This is a genomic window from Cohnella herbarum (assembly GCF_012849095.1).
Lineage (GTDB): Bacteria > Bacillota > Bacilli > Paenibacillales > Paenibacillaceae > Cohnella > Cohnella herbarum.
Genome location: NZ_CP051680.1, coordinates 4376889 through 4396562 on the forward strand (window position 1 = coordinate 4376889; position 19674 = coordinate 4396562).

General features: G+C 47.9%; 10 protein-coding genes. 5 read left to right on the forward strand and 5 right to left on the reverse strand.

Going from position 1 to position 19674, the window contains the following annotated elements:
- Positions 1-126: 126 nt before the first annotated feature.
- Entirely contained in the window at positions 127-4635 is a 4509-nt protein-coding gene (locus tag HH215_RS18605; RefSeq protein ID WP_169281270.1) for an S-layer homology domain-containing protein, read from the reverse strand.
- Positions 4636-5261: 626 nt separating this feature from the next.
- Here HH215_RS18605 and HH215_RS18610 point away from each other — a divergent pair.
- The gene (locus HH215_RS18610) at positions 5262-6188 is read left to right on the forward strand and encodes a YxiH-YxzG fusion protein (RefSeq protein WP_169281271.1); all 927 of its coding nucleotides are present in this window, start codon (positions 5262-5264) and stop codon (positions 6186-6188) included.
- 17 nt (positions 6189-6205) lie between these two features.
- Positions 6206-6709, forward strand: coding sequence for a hypothetical protein (locus tag HH215_RS18615; RefSeq protein ID WP_169281272.1), 504 nt, complete (start codon positions 6206-6208; stop codon positions 6707-6709).
- A gap of 487 nt (positions 6710-7196) precedes the next feature.
- On the opposite strand, the gene HH215_RS18620 is transcribed toward HH215_RS18615, so the two are convergent.
- From HH215_RS18620 to HH215_RS18630, 3 genes are all read right to left on the reverse strand, one after another.
- The gene (locus HH215_RS18620; protein WP_169281273.1) at positions 7197-7607 is read right to left on the reverse strand and encodes a hypothetical protein; all 411 of its coding nucleotides are present in this window, start codon (positions 7605-7607) and stop codon (positions 7197-7199) included.
- Positions 7608-7851: 244 nt separating this feature from the next.
- The gene (locus HH215_RS18625) at positions 7852-8049 is read right to left on the reverse strand and encodes a hypothetical protein (protein ID WP_169281274.1); all 198 of its coding nucleotides are present in this window, start codon (positions 8047-8049) and stop codon (positions 7852-7854) included.
- Positions 8050-8166: 117 nt separating this feature from the next.
- Positions 8167-10125, reverse strand: coding sequence for a copper amine oxidase N-terminal domain-containing protein (locus HH215_RS18630; RefSeq protein ID WP_169281275.1), 1959 nt, complete (start codon positions 10123-10125; stop codon positions 8167-8169).
- 654 nt (positions 10126-10779) lie between these two features.
- Between HH215_RS18630 and HH215_RS18635 the strand changes: the two genes are divergently transcribed.
- Together HH215_RS18635 and HH215_RS18640 are read left to right on the forward strand one after the other, a co-directional pair.
- The gene (locus HH215_RS18635) at positions 10780-11751 is read left to right on the forward strand and encodes a hypothetical protein (protein WP_169281276.1); all 972 of its coding nucleotides are present in this window, start codon (positions 10780-10782) and stop codon (positions 11749-11751) included.
- Positions 11752-12308: 557 nt separating this feature from the next.
- On the forward strand, positions 12309-13319 hold the full coding sequence (locus HH215_RS18640) for an aminoglycoside phosphotransferase family protein (RefSeq protein WP_169284468.1): 1011 nt from the start codon (positions 12309-12311) through the stop codon (positions 13317-13319).
- Positions 13320-13391: 72 nt separating this feature from the next.
- On the opposite strand, the gene HH215_RS18645 is transcribed toward HH215_RS18640, so the two are convergent.
- The gene (locus tag HH215_RS18645) at positions 13392-13907 is read right to left on the reverse strand and encodes a VOC family protein (RefSeq protein ID WP_169281277.1); all 516 of its coding nucleotides are present in this window, start codon (positions 13905-13907) and stop codon (positions 13392-13394) included.
- Between the two features lie 229 nt (positions 13908-14136).
- Here HH215_RS18645 and HH215_RS18650 point away from each other — a divergent pair, with 229 nt between their 5' ends.
- The gene (locus tag HH215_RS18650) at positions 14137-19599 is read left to right on the forward strand and encodes an S-layer homology domain-containing protein (protein WP_169281278.1); all 5463 of its coding nucleotides are present in this window, start codon (positions 14137-14139) and stop codon (positions 19597-19599) included.
- Positions 19600-19674: the final 75 nt, after the last annotated feature.

Sequence of the window (19674 nt, forward strand, 5' to 3'; positions counted from 1 at the left end):
GACTGTTACAGTTTCAATTCGTAATAAGCAACAATCGAGGGTCATTTTCTAACGGATACCACGAGGCTGTCTCCGTTAGAAGGAATAGTGGTAAAGCCGACAGGAGTACATTGCGTTGCAATTGCTTTAATATCGGTTGTATATCCGGTAGAGGAATACCGCCGCTTCCGCTCGCGTCGTCGGCGCCCGGGGATTAAGCTTATCTCCGGAGCCGGTAACAAGACCTTCCTTCGCCAGAACGGCTAGACTCTCCTCCGCATAAGCCGCGATATCCCCTTTATCGCTGAACGATGCCAGAATGGCTGGATCTCCCGAGGCTTTCAGCTGCTTGGCTTTCTCCAGCGCGCGAGCGGTCAGCACCATCATATCCTGCCGCGAGATGTTTTCCAGCGGATGGAATTCATCTTGGCCGGTACCCGTAGCCAAGCCTAGCCGCTTCGCAACGCCAAGCGCTTCATAATAGTAGGCGTTACGCTCCACATCCGCGAAATTGCCTTCAAGTTTCGCCGTCAGTCCCAAAGTCTTAACGAGCAAGACCAGGTAATCGGCGCGAGTAATGCGCGCTGCCGGAGAATAGGTCCCCGCCACCGTACCATTGATGATGCCCTTCGAGGCAATGACCTCAATCGACCGTCTTGCCCATTCCACGCTGCTCAGATCGCTGAAAGTCTTGTGCGCATAAGCTATGGCATAGTCGCTGAAGTGGGTCGCGACAAAGGTAACAGTTCCGCTCTTCGCATCGTAACGTCCGCTTGGGACCGCGATCACTTTGCCGCTGCCGTCGATGTACCAGACGACGATGTACTCCGGATTTTTCGATTCTTCGGCCGTCGGCACGTAGGGGATAGAGATCCTGACGGCTGCGGCCGGATTGTTCCACGGCGTCGGCACGCCATCCAGCGCCAGCGTTAGCTCTACTAACGGTCGATTGCCGACGGCGGTTTTCGCTTCCGCGGACAAGCCGGCTTTGTCGCCTATTCCGACCGTAATGCCTGCCATCTTCCCCTTCGTTCCCGCTACGCCTTCCAGCATGTTGGACGGGATCGCGATACTGCCCGTTTGGGTGGTGAAGATGAGTTCTCCCGCTCCCGGAGAGCTGGATAGCTTCTCTGCAGCTACTTCCAGCGTATAGGTTTTAATGCCAGGAATAATCGGTACGGTGATTTCCGTTGTTTGGCCACCAGCGAGTAGCTTTTCCGCTAATGCTCCAACAATGATCGATGCGCGGCCTGTCTTAGCATCAATCTCAACCGGAAGCGTTGTCTCCGTGCCGGAAATGGTCACATGGTAATCGGGTGTCGCAGCCGGACTGCCTCCACCTCCGTTACCGCTACCGCTCTCGCTTGTTTCGGGTCTAGAGGCCCTTAGCGTTACTGTATATGTGTCGGTAGAAGCTATCTTACCGTCATTAGCTGTGAAAACCAACGTCACCGTGCCAGCGATAGTCGGGGTATACGCGTACGCCGTGAACGCCGCTACTGCCGCTGCGCCGTTCACTGATACCTCGTAAGTCAGAGTGTCTCCATCCGCATCTTCGAAAATGGGAGAGAGATTCAATGCGTAATTCGCGTTTACCCTTACATTTTCCTGTACTGTCGCTTCGACTCCGGATTTCCTAACGGGAATCGTATTCCCCGACAAATTTACGGTATAGGTTTCCGTGGAGTCTATCCTGCCGTCGTTGGCGGTAAAGACTAATACTACTGTATTTGCCGTAGTCGGCGTATACGTATAGGTCGCACCAGCCGCTATCGTCGGCGCACCAGCCACCGATACCTTGTAGCTTAGCTGATCGCCGTTCTCATCTTCGAAAATCGTAGAGAGGTCCAGCGTATACGGCGTGTTCACGGGTACGCTTGCATTCACCGTTGCCCCCGCATCGGACTTACGAACAGGTAATGAGTTTACCGCCAGTTCGACCGTGTAAGTGTCCGTCGAATCGATTAAGCCATCGTTTGCGGTGAAAACCAGCGTAACTAGGTCTTTATCGGTCGGAGTGTACGAGAAAATCTCAGCCGCAGCTATTTCCGGAGCTCCATTCACGGATACCTTGTAGGTCAAAGCATTGCTGTCCTCATCTTCAAAAATGGCCGAGAGGTCTAGTGAATACGGTGTGTTCACCGTTACCACTGCGGTTGCGGTTGCATCTACATTAGGATTGCGTACCGGCATTGTGTTCCCCGTGAGATTTACCGTGTAGGTTTCCATGGAATCGATGTTGCCATCGTTTGCCGTGAATACCAACGTCACTAGATCTGTAGCTGTCGGCGTGTACGTATAGGTTGCAGCAGCCGCTACCGTCGGCGCACCATCCACCGATACCTTGTAGCTCAGTTGATTACCGTCCGCATCTTCAAAAATCGAAGAGAGGTCTAGTATATACGGCGTGTTCACCGTTACCGCTACGTTAGCCGATGCACTTACATTCGGCTTACGTACAGGTAAGGTATTCGCCGTTAGTTCCACGGTATAGGTTTCTGCGGAATCCACATTGTTGTCGTTGGCCGTGAAGATCAGCGTCACTAAGCCAGCAGTAGTGGGAGTGTATGCGTAGCTCTCTGTCGCAGTTGTTGTCGGGGCGCCATTCACGGATACTTTGTAGCTCAATAGGTTACTGTCCGCATCCTCAAAAATCGTAGAGAGGTCAAGGCTATATGGCGTGTTCACCGTCACCACCGCGGTCGTCGTTGCTTCTATATTTTCCTGGCGGACCGGCACGGTGTTTCCCGTCAAATTCACTGTATAAGTATCGTCAGAGTCGCTTTCCTCATCGCTGGCCGAGAAGACCAGCGTCACTAAGCCTGCCGAAACCGGCGTGTACGTATAGGTCGCAGCAGCCGCTATCGTAGGCGCACCATTCACGGACACCTTGTAGCTTAGGGGATCTCCGTCCACATCTTCGAAGATTTCCGAGAGATTAAGCGCATATGCGCTATTCACCGATACCGTTGCATTCGCCGTCCCATTTACATTTGACTTGCGAATAGGTTTGTTATTCGGAGCCTCAATAATTTTCAAGGTAAAATCCTTCGTCAGAGCTTGTCCCCCGGAGCGGCTTACCGTAGCCGTCAAAGTAACGATATGATCGTCATCCGTTGCTCTAGTCACCTTGCCTGAGCTCGTATCAATCAGATCACTACGACCTGCCGATACGCTCCAAAAAATCGTTGAACCGGCAGCTCCGGTAGCTGGAAGAGTAAGATCATCCGTTACCTCGTCTTCACTGCCGTTCGTGCCCTTGATATTGTCCCACGTTAAGTCCTTATGATCAAAGAAGATCGACTCGCTAGCTGAATATGCCTGCCATTGGAGCGATGGATAAGCATAACCCTCGGCGATTCTCCAATTTGCCCCGAAAACCCAACCTACGAATGTCAATTGCTGCATTAGCTGAACCGCGCTCTTGGCCTCTCCTCCAGAAGAAGTTGCAGCAGCCGCATTATTATAGTAACTATTGGTAACCGTTCCGGGCCCTTGTTTAAATCCAATCAACCCGCCAGTCGCATCATTGCCGCCGCTTGCGCTTCCCGTGCTGTAGCTGTAGCTGACATCTCCTCCGCTATTAAATCCAACCAGGCCGCCTACGAATGTAGCCGCGTTACCAATTGCATTGCCCCTGCTGAAGCTGTTGCTGATATTTCCGCTCTGTTTATAGCCAACTAGTCCGCCTGCCATTCCAGATGAACCGGTCTCCGCATTGCCAGTGCTGTAGCTGCGGTTTATATCGCCCGAGTTTCTGCCGACGAGACCGCCAACGACCGCAGATGTCGTGCCGCTTGCATTACCGGTACTGTAACTGTCATTAACGATTCCGCTTGATGAATAATTCGTACCGACTAAACCGCCCGCTGAAGCTATCTCTCCTCCAATTACTAAGCTGCTGCTATTGCTAGTACTAACGGTTCCTGCATTCATTCCGACTAAGCCACCAACATAAGCAGTTCTACTATTAGATAAATTGATAGAGCCACTCCCGCTGCTAACGCTTATCGTTCCAACATTCGTACCGACTAGACTGCCCGCGCTAAAAGACTCGCCGCCGCTCATAATCGTACTATTGCTCATGCCGTTAATGATGCTTCCCTCATTGTAACCTGTCAAACCGCCAACATTGCTTGAATCCGTGAAGCTGATGGTGCCGTTGCTGCTGCTATTTCTGACGGTTGCGCCGGCACTGATTAAACCTGCTAGTCCGCCAACAAACGAGTTATCCCCTGTTTCCGTGATTGAGAAATATTCCAGTCTCATATTGTCTAGGATTGCGCCGTTGGTTAATATCGAAAATAATCCTACGTATCCATTGGCCGAGGAAGAATGAATCACCATATTCTCGATCGTAAAGCCAGCGCCGTCATAGATACCGCCAAAGCTGCCGATCGGTGTCCAATTGCCGGTCAGGCTAAAATTCGCAACCTGCTGAAAGTACGCTCCTGGTGCCGGTATCGTAACATTTCTTAAGTTTTCCACCGTCGCTATTTTATAAGGATTCTCAAGCGTTCCTTCCCCACCCGCAAAATTAATCGTATCCTCCTCCGCATATACGGATTTAAGCGTTCCCATCGTCAGGAACATGCTCGCTATGATGCTGACCACCATGAGCATAACGGTCATCTTTTTTAATCCTTTTCTATTCATTACATTTCCTCCTTAGGAGCTGCTTCCATCTATCCTATTAATGATAGTAGGTCGCAATAAAAGAATAATAAAAGAATTTAGCGGAAAATAGCGAAAAACCGCATAGCGCCAAGGCTTTGCGGTTGATCGCGGTTATCTTGTTTATTTTGTTGCAGTTAGACAACACTTCAACGTTCATGAACTTCGCATCTACGACTTGGTTCCCTAGGTAAAACCTCGATTGACAGTGCCATAAGACATCGGCATTTCATGATTTCTAATCGCGCCGATGCCCACTTGGACATGTAGGATAAACGCGGCTTCTCCCGAATGCAGTTGATCTTTCACTTTTTGATAAATCCGATATATAAATTGTTCTTGCTCCGAATATTGGACAAGCGTTGAGCTGACTTGCATGACTTCGCGACCGATGGCACCAGGTGCTATTGAATGTTTGCTTCCTGTCAGTTATCATACGTTAGACTGAAACGCTGTGGTGGGGAGTTATGGAATCGGCACTGTATATTACAATTCGTTCGTCGGATATCACTTTCAATTAGGATGAAGAGAACGAGGAGGAAAACAAATATGATTCAAGCGCTAGTACGGAGAGCGGTTTTATAGCTATCCTTTAAGGAGGAGTTGGCATGTTTCATAAAACGGTGGCGTTGCACCCTTTTGCCGATATCTCGGTGCATACCGAGGGGTTCGAGATGGTCTCGGCTCAATTCGGCGCGGATGGCCTCGCATATATCCTGCTGATTAATCAGATCCCGGAACGGGAACGCGGCATGTTCGTCCCATCGACTTTGAAGAAAACGTATACCTATAAGGTGCTATACGTAGAAGATCAACATATCGAGGAAGTGGTGATCGGGGACCAGTATTACAATTATCATTATGTCCAGCCGCTTCATAGACATCTGCTGTTGGTCGGAGCGCGTTGCTCTTACTATGGTGCGGACAAATATGATCTGAATGCCAAAGTATGCGACTATAAAGGAAATACCGTTCGAGAGTTTCTGCTTGGAGACGGGATTCAGAGTGTTCAAGTGACGGAGAAAGGGACCATCTGGACCAGTTATTTCGACGAAGGCGTTTTCGGAAATAACGGTTGGGATCAACCCATCGGTGCGCATGGCCTTCTGGCCTGGGATGAGCAGGGCAACAAAATATACGAAGATAACGTATCGAATATTGCCGATTGCTATGCGTTGAATGCGGTTAGCGAAGAAGAGATCTGGTTTTATTATTATACGGACTTCTTGTTGGGCCGCATCTCGGGCGGACCCGGGCAGGCCAAGGTCACCTTTACGAATCCGGGAATTTCCGGCTCCTCCGGGTTTTGTACGGATGGTTATCACTTCTTGTTCGATGGCGGATACGGAAAAAGCGGAACTTATATTCTCAAGAAAAACGAAAAACCGGGGGGGTTGACCAAAGGGCACAAGATCCGTTTTCTGGATGAAAAAGCCGAGCCGCTCGCACCGCTGACGCAAGATTTTCGAGAAAATCGCGTGCTGTTCAGTAAAAGTAATAGGCTGTACCAGGTGGCGGTTGAAGAGTTGGTCTGACTCCCGGAGGTGTACGAGTGAAGAATGAATGGGTATGGAAGGTTAGCGTTCGATCCGTGGAACGTGAAGAAATTCGCTTCGCGCCGAACACCGACTGGCAGGTGCAGGCACAGGGCTTCCGACTATATTTCAATTCGGCTCGGCCAATAGATCTGCATGCTCAAGATCGGATTTTGATTACCGTCGGTGAAGGGGGTAGGCCTGACTGGGCTGCTTTTATCGGAACGGCAGTGGAATGCGGCCCGGATTCCATCCTGTTGTACACGAACCCCCAATATGAGTCGCGTCTAATGAATGCACGGCGGTTTGAACGCATGTTCTCGCCGCTCACTTCCGTAGAAGGAGCCCGGGGTGTTATCGATAGGTTCGGACTCTTCCCACTCTTCCCCCCGTTTCATTACGATGAAATTACGAAGGTACGCATGGAAGCCGCGGGACAGCGTGACGCACGGAAGAATCTGGCGTTAACGATCAGGCATACTTCGGCAGGCGGGATGGAACAGGATGTTGATTTTTATTGAGTTTCACATACGAAGTTGAACGGATTCGCGTCGAACTGGATGCCGTGTCCGGGTTCGCGGCATCGTTTCTGTGCCGCAAACTTGTTGTTATTGTTGAACCGGAGGCCTCTATGTAAAAATAGCGTTAGAATAACCGAGTGCGCGAACATTCGGCCACTAAAACCCCCTTCGGCTGCTACCTTTAGGGTGGTTTTTTTATTGTTGTAAAAGCCGGTTTTCCCCTTACCCTCTAGGGAATACCCTAAATCGAATAGTTGAGATTGAATGTGTATTAGATTTATTCGATATTACAAAGTTTTGTCCCAATCTTTCTTTGGATTGCGCATACGGTATAGATTCTCAAGATGAAGGAGCTGTTTAACATGAAAAGAACCTATCAGGACTTTATTGATTTCGCGCGATCGTTCGAAGATCAGAATCATTTCGAGTTCATCGAGCGTTATGGCAGGTGTTAGCCTAATGGTTTAAATGTTTTATGCATTCAGTTTCAGTTCTGCTTGCTCCTAAAATACTCTGCTGATTCATGAATTTCATCATTTTCTGAGAATAATCCTCGATCAATAAATACTTTTAATAATTGTGGGGCTACCTCTCGTGTCAATTCTAGTAATCTAATGTATTGCCATTCGTCCGCCCAATCAATACTTCTATTAACAACTTCAGGATAGTATTGTGTCAACCACTTGAGTGGTATTTTCTTCATACTATCTCTTGCTAAAGTAATTACAGTTATGTTCTGACTCTCGCAAGCATAATTAACAAGAACCGCCAACAAGTTCATTCCAATTTCACTTGGCATTTGGTCGAGGGTTTTTAGACATTCATAGGCATCCGGTAGTACTTTGTTAAGCGCTTTGCGTAATTGTAACTCGTAGGGATCAACTAATTGACTGTCCATTATTATTCACCTCCGTAATCCACTGCTAAGGCCTTGAACTGACAATTGACGGTTTCACTGTCGTACTTGTGTTTAACTACATCAAAGCAGCTACCTTTTCCACACTCCCTTTAGGAGTAAACTTATAATAATTCTTTAATGTAAGTACCGTTAGCACAACGACGGAAGCCGATCGTTATGGCAAGTTGCAGTCGTGTCATCATTGAGCTTTAGTTCTTCGAGGGAGCGTAATAGCGGGGAATCTTTACTTGGTTGTTTTTTTCTTCAAAAAATTTGAAGAAATAAGTGATATTATCCCTATGGCAATCAAAGGAATAGATAATGAAGAGTAAGGCTCAGGTGTATCGGTAATGCCTAAATCACGATTAAAGGCAAAGCCAAATGCAAATATGAATATACCCATAAATGCAAATACCTTTCCAATCGTTGTACGATTTTTCATTTCTCAATCACCACCTTTAATAACTTAATACTACCAAATAACTGCCTGTCAATTCAAAAAGAAGAGGAGTTGCACCAGGCAGCTCCTCCACTGTATAGGGCGGCAATCCCATGATTCTTAGTGAGTCGGCATAGGCAAAAAGAGCAAATTAATAGGCAACATGCTCCCATTGGCAGGCGTAAACGTAATCGTCACCGTCTCCACGTTATCCCCTGTCTTATAGAGCATGCATACTTCATTCGGATTGTTCAGAATACTCGTGTTCGTAGCATACACGGTTTTATTGTTCACATTGAACGCGCCGGCGTAATGCCCCCCGCGAGGATTTATTCCTATCGCCGTGTGCGGCTGTACTTTACCGAGCTGGATTGTATACACGACGCCATAGTTGCCTGCGTTGAGTACAGGGGTCCCTGTCGTCTTATCGATACCGGAGAGCCTCGTATCCACGAAATTGTCAGCGAGCACCATCCTGCTCTTCACGTCGCCGATCGTCTGATTCACGTACATGATCCGGTTCGCGTTCTCAAAAGTTCCTCGAATGTGGTCAACGTGGCTCGGTAGTACGTTTAACGTAGGGAGAGCAGACGTCAGATCGCGATCGGCATTGATCGCTATGACTTTGAAGTCAACATAATTACTCAATTGGGCGTCCGCGAACATGGAGTAGACGTCTCCTTGCTCCAAGATTTTACTGCTGTATTCTTGGAAAATGAGACGACTCTCACCGGCCGGAATTTGCAAATAAGAGTATTTGGGGTTCAATAGAGATTCCAGGAACCTTCCGGTAACCGCTTTGCCCACAGTAGAGACGATCCGGTTCGGACCCGCCATGCCCGCCGCGCCCAATCGGACGTTTACGGGATCGGCATTGTTGTTCGTAAGGAGTATGTATATTTTCATTGGCGTGGAACTGCCGTTCCGATTGTGAAGCATAAACCGGACGTTCCCGGTTACGTTATCTTCGTAATAGATTCCTTCCTCAAGCATCGTCTCCGGGCTGTTGGCGCGAATAAGCGTCTGCTCTCGATCGTTGATGGTATATGCCATCTCCGGAAATTGAAGCACGGAACGTCCGTTAATATCGAATTTCTCGCCGATCTCCGTATACTTGAGATCGAATTCTTCTTTTGTATACAGCGCTTCGTTCGAAATCAGGATCGTTTTGGACAATTCGCCGACCTCTCCATGCGAGTCGGTTACCGTAAGCGTAACGGTCTGCTGTCCCGGCTCGAAGAAACCGCGGGCATTGTTCTTCCATACGGCACTGATGATCTGGTTCTCGTCATCGGTACTTTGATCGGTGTAAGAGATCAACTCTCCCATCCTGTAGGTGTCTTTGTCCGTCATAAAGGAAGCGATCGGAGGCTGATTCGGAGGATGGACCGTAATAGAGACCGTGTAAGGCTCGCTCCACGTGCCTCTCTCGTCTTTCACCCAATGGGTAACGGAATAGGTGCCGGCTTCATCGAAGATCGCGTCGTTGTTCTCCCAACGTTCTTCCACGATCGCCAATCCACCCGGATGGAAGGCTTCATTATTGTATTTAACCTCGGTCTGGGTCGCGTAAGGATTCATATCGGATACGGAAAATTTCGCGATCGGCGCGTTGGGCCATGTCAGTACGATCTTCTTCTCCGCCGGGAACGACCTAAACGTCATTCCGAAGCCTGCAGCTGCGGTGCGTAGGGGAATCATTAACGTACCTTTGATCGTGTATGGAGCACCCGCCATCGTCTTCGAAGCTCCGTTAACCGAATACGCGGATTTGCCCACTTGTAAATTCAGGACGTCTTTCCTGCTGGTCAGAGTGTACTGCCTGGTCTTCGCGTCGTAAGCGATCGTTCCGCGAATTGCGCTCATGAACGAACGCGCCGCGACGTATGTCACGCCTTTGACCGCTGTTAGCGGTTGAGCCGCCGTAAGAGATTCCTCGTTATACCACATTTGCGTGGAATTTTGAACTAACACGACTTTGGCTAAGCCTGTAGATGCTTCCTGGGCAACAGATGAGGGGGAGTGAAATAATACCAATAGGAGTGCGGATAATAATAAAAGCGGAATATTCCTTTTCATAGTTTACTCCTTCTACGCTTCAATGGATTGGCGTTCTGTTTCACTTGCCATATGTACTAACGCCAATATGAAGGATAGGTTGCTAGAGTTGATCCCATAAAATGAAATTTATTCCTAAATTTTAGCTAAACGAACAAAGAGAAACTACCCCCTATCCCAAACGTCTCTGTTTCCTCTTGTACAGTTTATCTACGAAAAGGATTAAAACATGCAGCATTGTAATAAGAAAAGCCATTTGTAAAGCCTTTATAAAACTAACCCCTACAAAATAATAACTTAAAATCACAGTGGCACAAAAAAAAATACCCGTACCTAGAATTGAATTCATTATATATCCGCCTCCTGATCATTTTGCATACCATGAGAATAACAACGCCATTATCGACGCATTTTAGAGTTTTTTCGAATAGCTGGCGATCTTGTTGTGCCACAAAACGCTCTCTTGCGGCTAAGCAGATTCATCATCACATGGTGTCCTCAAATCGGTAAGAATGATGTAAGTATAATTGAGCATTGCTTCTTTTTTCCATACGAAATTCGTTAACGATGTTAATTTTTAACAATATACGTTTCAGTTGTATAGTTAAAATAAAGAATTTTACTTAAACTACCGATAGAAAATAAGAGAGAAACACTAGGGGGAGCATAGAAGAGATGTCTTACATGAGAGGCTTTATGAAAAAGATGAAAAGTAATCTGTACGTTGTATTTCTATCTGTGGCATTGATTATGATGCTTGCAGCCTGTGGTGATGGAAATAGCAACAGTCAGAATCAATCAGATGAAAACGTAACGGACCAAACACAAAACGAAGCGGAAATAGAGGCCACATCTGGGTCAGACGCCCTGCAAGCAGGACAAACAATGCCAGTAGAAACACCATCATCTCAAGTTGCGTTGACACAATCATCATCGGAAGAATTGTTGGCTGGGGAGTGGTATGGTGGACTTGAAAAGAATGAGTTTCGTGCAGATGGTACGGGCGTTATTGAGCATTTGGGCGATTTATATGACTTTACATGGAGCATTGATGGCAACACTTTAACCATGTTGACCCCTGGCACCTATGAGACTAGTTTTAAGTTTGTGGGTGATGAGCTTCAATTGACAAATAGCGATGGAACCCGAATTTTAACAAGAGAACCGTCATCGGATTACGTGGACGCTAATAAAGAAATTTCTCAACAACAAGCAACAGAAACGGCGCTTACGCGGAAATTCCTTGGAGAATGGTATTTTGATGTTTTTATTTGGCATTTTAATGACGATGGAACGGGGGTAATAGATGTACCGGAATTTAGTGGCGATCCTGCTGAACAAAAGGAATTTACATTCTCTGTGGTAGAAGACCCTACTGGAACGGGGGACGTTAACATTAGTATTACCCTACCAGATGGTAGGCTGTCAATGTATCACGCTACGTTCGGTAACCAAAGCGGCGGCTCGGTTACGCTACAACCAACGCTTAAGGGCGGACAATCTATTATGTTAACTAGGTCGTTTGATGTGCGAAATAGTCCCATCACCGACGAAATCATAGATGAAGGAGTTGCATTATTCGAATCATTAACCTCATTCTCAGGCATGGGAGAGATGATTCTGGAGGAGATAGTCAAGAAGAAATAAGTGTTTGTGTTTTGACAGATTTATTCGCTTGACCCCTATTCATTTTCCTCCAACATTATCTCCGGCTTATGATTTTTAAATCATGGGTTATTGGAGCATTGAGAGAGACTGTGGTTAACCTTATCCGGCATTGATTTTTTTACCAAAAAAGGTTATTTTATAGACAGCTTAGTGATAGGCAAGTTCCTGACACGAAAGGAGATGTGTTTTAATGGCAACTACTTATAGGGTGGTTTGGTCTTAAAACTGAATAGCTGGCATACGTGAAAATTCGGGAAAACTCCCGTACTATTTGGTATGCCATCCAAAGTAACCTTTCGTGAATATTGCTGTTTGCAGATACGATGAAGGTCGTATCTTTTTGCGTCCTGATGCCGCGCGACAGCAGCTTCTTTAGAGGCTGCTTGTCCGTGGCATTTTTGCGTCCAAAATGTTACCCAGCAGCATGAGAACAAGTATGTTCAGGATAAAACGAGCTACCTCATCGACAAGAGGTCGAGAAACAAAACGATAGCAATGCGGAACAAGCAAACGAAGAAAAATGGAGGTTGGAAGAAATAAATATTAAATTGCTGATCTATGCCTTAGGCCGAAGCTTCAAGAAGGATATCATCTCGGCCGACTTCTTAACCAAGTCGTTACAGGGCGGAACTGTGGGTAATGTGCACCTCGTAACGGGGATCGCCGAAACCGCGGATGGCGAAAAATTGCCGTACCGTATCGTGCTGAAAATCCAGAAGAAATGGGAGCGTTACGACGACCCGGGTTCATGGCGCCGGGAATATGATCTCTATACGTCTAACTTGGGAGCAACGTTCTCAGATGCCTTTCGCTGGCCGAAATGTTATCATGCCGAGATCAATGCCGAAGAAAATGAATTCCAACTGTGGCTGGAATATATTGATGGCATAACCGGGTTAGACTTGACCGGTGACATGTATGAACAGGCTGCGCTGGAGTTAGGACGCTATCAAGGCAAGTTGTATGCGGAGCAGCCCGCTGTGCTGCAGAGCCTGACCAACCTGAGCCATGCGAATCTCATGAAGAATACGTATCTGCATTACCGGTCATGGCCGGTCGTCTACGATTATATACGCTCAGAGGACTCCGAATTCCCTCAGCACCTGCGGCAAATGCTCATCGACATCGATGAGCACGCAGACGAGATACTCGCCCGCATCGAAAAATTGCCTCTCGTGCTATGCCACCGGGATTTCTGGGTGACCAACCTGATCTATGCCGATGGGAAAATCGTGATCATCGACTGGGATACATCAGGATGGGGCTACTTAGGCGAGGATCTCGCAAGCCTCATTGCGGATGAAGCGGATATCGAGCACATGGTCGAATATTACCATCGATGTGTCCCCGCGTATTACAAGGGCTTTTCGGAGTATGCGGATGTATCCCCTATCGCCGATCATTGCGTCTACGAGATGATCCTTCTCGTATTCGGGTACAGGCTTGTAGAGGGGTATCTCCACACAGAGGATGATGACGAGAAGACGAAGCTTGTCCATACGCTCCAAAAAATCTATGAAATGAAGACCTTCCCTGCACAGCGTTGACTCTAAAAAAAGAACTCCGAAAACCCACCAAATACAAGGGTTCTCGGAGTTCTTTTCATACTCCCAAAACGTTTACTTCGTCACATCTGAAGTCCCGAACTCTTTCGCCATAAAAGGATTAAAGCTCCTCTGGGCGTATTCCATAGCATCGATATACTCTTGCTGTTTTGACCGCTCTATCATTTCATCGGGGCTAACGTCTTCTACTTTAGAAGTTATCCACCAAACATTACCGAATGGATCAACGACTCTCCCTCCTCGTTCCCCCCAGGCCATGGTTGTCGGCTTGGTCATGGATATAGCGCCAGCCATTATGGCCTGCGAATACAACTCATCGCCGTTCTCTACATACAGACGAATAAAGCAAGGAAATGCTGGCCATTCGTCAGGGGAATCGAACATAAGAATTTTTGAATCGCCGATGCGTATCTCTGCATGCCCGATGCTTCCATCGGCATTGTATACCCTCCCCAGCTCGTGCGCATTAAACGCGGCAATCAAAAAGGTAATTAATTTCTCGGTACTTTTCGTTGTGATCCATGGGGTGATAGTGCGATTATCGTTTTGCAACACCTGATTCTCGTTCATTCGGTTCAGCCTCCATTGATTGATTTAGAATTAATGGTTTGATTTCAATCCCATTATAGGCCGTAATAGCTGACAGCTTTATGTCAGTATTCATCCAAAATGTCTCTTGTTTTTAAAGACTTTCGTTGAGCTATCCTGCTCGCTTTATCTGTTTAGATCCCATTTAGATCCGTCTGGTAGAATCGGTAATTGTCTGCAAGTTGAAAGATTATGAGGAGGGAAATTGAACTTGTATAAACGCCTATTAAGTCTGTTGCTATTATCTTGTATACTCGTAACCTCAATGCCTCCTACGATTAATGCGGCTTCACCGACTTCTGTCGAATCTGCGACAGCAACCCATACGACTGCGCAGCTCGTGCCTCAAGGCTCGTTTGAAGACGTGACACCCTCGGCCTGGTTCTACGACGCGGTCATGTTTGTCAAGCAGAATGGCCTATTCAGCGGCACAAGCAAAGAACGTTTTACGCCTGGCGCAACGATGAGTCGTGCCATGTTCGTTACTGTACTTGGACGAATCGCCAAAGTGGATGCAAGTCAATACAAAACATCCGCATTTACGGATGTGCAGTCAGGCGCTTGGTATGCGCCTTATGTGCAATGGGCAACCGAAAGCGGCATTGCAGATGGAACCGGCAGCAATAGCTTCTCGCCGGACGCAGCTATTTCGAGAGAACAGATGGCAATGATGATATTCAAGTATTTTGAAAGCAATCATATCCCTTATCAGACAACCGACAGGACAACCAAGCCAAAAGACATATCCGACATTTCTCCATCGGCGGTTGATGCGGTCGTAAAGCTATGGCAGGCCGGCTTGTTTACCGGAGATGCAAACGGCAATTTCCAACCGCATGCAAAGGCGACTCGCGCTGAAGCTGCCACGATCTTTATACGTCTGAGCAAAGTCGCGTTGGCCAGCGACGGCAACGACGACAAAACCTCTCCGGTTGCTGTTAACCCAAACGGCGGCTCATCGCCCGATAGTGCTGAGATCATCACTCCGAATGCATACGCAATGGACCAGGCGCCGAACTTTAAGATCGCCGTGAAAGATTCTACAGGTAAAATGACGGCGACGGCTGTTCAAGCCGGCATAACATTCAAATCCCCGTCCAACCCTAATTTTGCAGGTATTTCCGTTACTGGCTCGAAGGGCAACTTTACTGTAGCGGCAAAAGGCGGTGTCTTTGAAGAGGGCAGCACCTATCAAATCGCTTTGACGAACAAGAATCTTACTTTTACAGGCAAAGACGTAGCGACCAGAAATTATATTTTTAGTATGGCTAAAAAAGAAGTTATGCGGTTGCCTCTTAATCCCAACATGATTTATATGAAGTTCTCCGACATCTCTAATATGACCGAGAATGGAGCTTCCGTTGCTTCCCCTTCGATTGCTGTTATGAGCGCAATTGTTGGCGGCGGATCGGGTTCGAACCCGGCCACTGTTGCCAGCGGTACGTTTCAATATAACAGAGATACACGCTTGAAGGTAGGCGATACCGTCTCCGTATATGAAGGGACCCGCCCGGATCTACGTACTTTGAATACTTCCGATGATGGCGATATCGCCTATGTTGCGATTACTGCGATTAAAGGGAATATCTATACCTACTCAGGCGCAGACCCGATGAATGTTCTGCTGAAGCCGCGCGTGCTTCCGGTTGATCCTGCATCGGACACCGACGGCGACAAGACGAACCGCTCCATCACGGTCGCTCCGGCTTCGATGGATTATTCTGACGCTAAATATGCGCCAATGGGTCTTAATGCCACAACTGTTGCCAGAGTTGGCGACTTTCTCGCGCTTGTCGATATGCGCACGGGAGTTTCTTCTGGCTACGGAAAAATCACAGCAGTGTCCGGTTTAAAGAACAACTATATCATTGCTTATACGAATGCAACGCAGGATGACATCACTAACGTTTTTGACTTCTACAAACAGGAAACGATTAAGGGATCTGACCTATTGTCGCCAGATAAGATCGCTTCTTTGGAGGCGCAAATCAAACAACAAGCGCTCGCCAGCGGATTTGTGGATGAGGCTGCGAACGATTTGTCTACTGCGGCTTTGCAAACCGATATCTTCAAAACATTCATCGCATCTAACGCATCACAGCCCTCAAAACAAAACAAAGATCAGGAAGTCCGCATACTCTCTGAGCAACCGGCAGAAGAGAATGTCGACGTCACCGTGCACAACTTGAAAGTTTCAGCAGACATAGGCACGACGTTATCCCACTTCAAAGGAAAGAGCGGCTTACGTCTGAATCTCAACGTTTCAAGCGATATTCAAGTTTCGACAGGCGCGGACAACGATATTCTTATCCATATGAGCGCTACATTTACGGAAGAAATCTCTTTGAGTATAGGTGTGGACGGCCATACGGTTTGGGGATATATCGATCTGGGACTGTTCGATCTCCCGTATCCGAAGGACTATCAAGCCAGCGCCAACCTGGACGCCTTCACGTTTACGAGCATTGACGCCTCTGCGCAGATCGGCACAGTGGCAACGAATACTCCGCTTGATCGCTTGAACAATATTTGGGCTACTGCCAAAAATAAAGTAGACATCAAGGCGCAGTTGAAAGCGGTTCTAGAGCAGACTCCTTCCGCTCCGGCTAAGGTAACCGCCAATACGTTGGTGGAAAGCTATCAAGCCATGCTGGAAAACGAGACGGATTGGGTTGACCTCGTAGAGCAAGAAATCTTCGAATACGACCAACGCCTGTTATTGGGCCTTCTTCATATTAACTTTCAAGGGAATTTCGTCATCAGCATGAATCCGAATATTGCCTTGGGGATCGGCTTCAGCTATGAATCCGCGAAGAGGTATACGGCCAGCTTTAAACTCAGCGAAGGCTCGCCTTCTTTCGGTACGGTGGATTTGCCGGGCGACGGCACCTATAATTTCTATTTCTATGTGATGGGAACGTTGGGGCTGAAGGCAGGTATTCGTCTCGATCTGGCGGCCGGTTTGTTTCATATCGATTTGAACAGTATCGGAATCACGGCAGAGGGCGGCGCATACCTCCAGCTCTACGGGTATTTCTATTACGAAAAGTCATCCTCGGCATCGACAAAAACGTTAGGCGCGCTGTTTCTGGAGATCGGCATGTATGCGGAGGCCGAGTGGGGGGCGCAGATCTTCGGAGGGTCATACTCGTATTCCGATCGCATTTTTAGTGAGTACTGGCCGCTCTATAGAGCCGGTACGCCGAATGGTCATTTCATCGGTTTCGCCTATGAACAAGAAGAAGCGCCTTCCTTCGTCGCCTTGGAGACGAAAGCTTTCCCATCGATCCAGGACGCCTTAAAGCTGAACGATTTGAATCTGGTAACGGGCGAAATCATTACAGGTAAGGATCATCCACAAAATTACACGATCACTTTCGATAACAATAAGTTTACTTACGATCCGAAGACATTACGTGTAAGCGTAACACCGACAGCCACGGATGAAAAACTCACCGGCAAGATGACCGTAACATGGAAAGGCTCAACAACGGGTTTAAATTCCCTTCCCTACTCGCGCACGATTAATTTGACCTGGCACAAGAGTGGATTCAGCACGATTACCTTGAATCCTAATGCTCCAATATCAGACGAAGTTCAGTTGTACAATTTCGGACAGGTTGTACTGCAGGTCAATGCGTCAACCACAAAAGAAAAGAGATTAACAAGAGCGCCTATAGTAACTGGATTTACATTCAAGGGATGGGCTTTGGACCCTGAAGGAAAGGAACCTTACACCATTCCCGACAAAATGCCAGCAGCAAATATAACGCTATATGCGCAATGGGCACCGCATACAAAAATACCCTACTTGGTCGATTACATTACGGTAGATCCCGATACAGGGAATCGCACCACCAAGAAAAAAGATACCTTTTCCGGCACGGCAGGCGCTTCCGTTTCGCCGGTACCGATCTCAATCGAAGGCTATGATACTCCGCCAACACGAACTATTACCATATTGGGAACAGGTCTAACGAAACTGAGCTACGAATACCTGCCTACCAAGCACAAAATGACTTTCTATGCGGATCAGGGTGAAACCCCGATCGCTTATTCGGCCAGCCGCTCATCGAAGATACCCGAAGGTGCAGTGCCGGTTTTCACCAAACCCGGCTATACCTTTGCCGGCTGGTCTCAGGCCATTCCGGACAAAATGCCGTCAATCGACACCACGTATACAGCGACTTGGAAGGTACGTACCGATACGCCTTACCGTGTTTCTAACAGACAGCAAGGTGTCGGAAGCACTTCGCTTTACGTTGAAGCCGACATGGGAAGCTTTCAAGGGACAACCGGCGCGCTTGCGGCGCCAACGCCCCATAGTTATCCGGGCTTTACCTATGATCATAGCACTGCCTACGATAGCAACGGCAAAGTATTGGCATCGAGTACGATAGCAGCCGATGGAAGCCTTACTATCGTGCGTTACTACAAGCGCAACAGCTACAATTTGACGTTCAATGCAACCGGGGGTACAGGCGGCATCGCAGCTCAAGTTCAGTATGGTGCTGCCATACAGGCTCCAACCGTAACGAAGTCAGCCTGTACTTTCACTGGTTGGTCGCCCGCTCCGGCAAGCACAATGCCGGCCCAAGATGTAACTTATTCCGCACAATGGAATTGTCCGCCACCGCCATCGTCAACTCCATCGGTGCCGGCGCTCAGCAACGCCAAGTCGGTTCTGTCCAATACGAACGGGGATGTGAGCGGGAATAACGTTTCGGCCCCGAGCTCCCTTAAAGTAGGTCAGTTGTTGAGCGGGCTGACACTGTCGGCACATGCTACCGCGCAAGTGTTGGATCAAGCCTTAACACCTGTAACCGATCAGGTGGCCACTATCGCTTCAAGTATGATCGTACGCGTTACCGCTCAAAACTTGTCTACTGCGGATTATGCGATTTTGTACAACGACGTAACTTTGACCTCATCATCGCCTAGCTATCAAATCGATCCGGTCGCAGGGACAATTACCGTGCCTATGAATACTTACTACCTTGGCATCTTTACTGCCGCTGTCTCCGGACCGCCGAATGGAAGCTATAAAACTTATCGTCAGGACAACACAGAGCTTTCGCATGGACATCATCTGCAAAGCACCGATCGGTTGGTCGTAACCGCACAGGACGGTACTCGGAAGACGTATACCTTTGTCGTACAATCGGCACCGGTACTTAGCGACGCCAAGGCGGTTCTGTCCAATGTGAACGGGAATGTGAGCAGTAACAGCCTTTCGGCTCCGAGTACTCTGAACGTAGGTCAGTTGTTGAGCGGGTTAACGGTATCCCCGAACGCTACAGCCACAGTGCTGGATCAAGCCTTGACACCTGTAACCGATCTGACGACCGATATCACTTCGAGTATGATCGTACGTATTACCGCTCAGAATTCAACTACTGCGGATTATGCGATTCTGTACAACGACGTAACCTTGACCTCGACATCGGCCAACTATCAAATTGATCCGGTCGCAGGGACGATTACCGTTCCTCAGTTTACGTATTACATGGGCATCTTTACTAATGCTGTCGCCGGACCTCCGAATGGAAGCTATAAATCTTATCGTCAGGACAATGCAGAGATTTCACACGGACATAATCTGCAAAGCACCGATCGGTTAGTCGTAACCGCACAGGACGGTACTCAGAAGACGTATACCTTTGTTATCCAGTAAGTTCATAGAAAATCAAGCACGTAACAATAAAATCGCCCGCAGCTGGTCGCAGCATGCGGGCGATTTTATTTACGG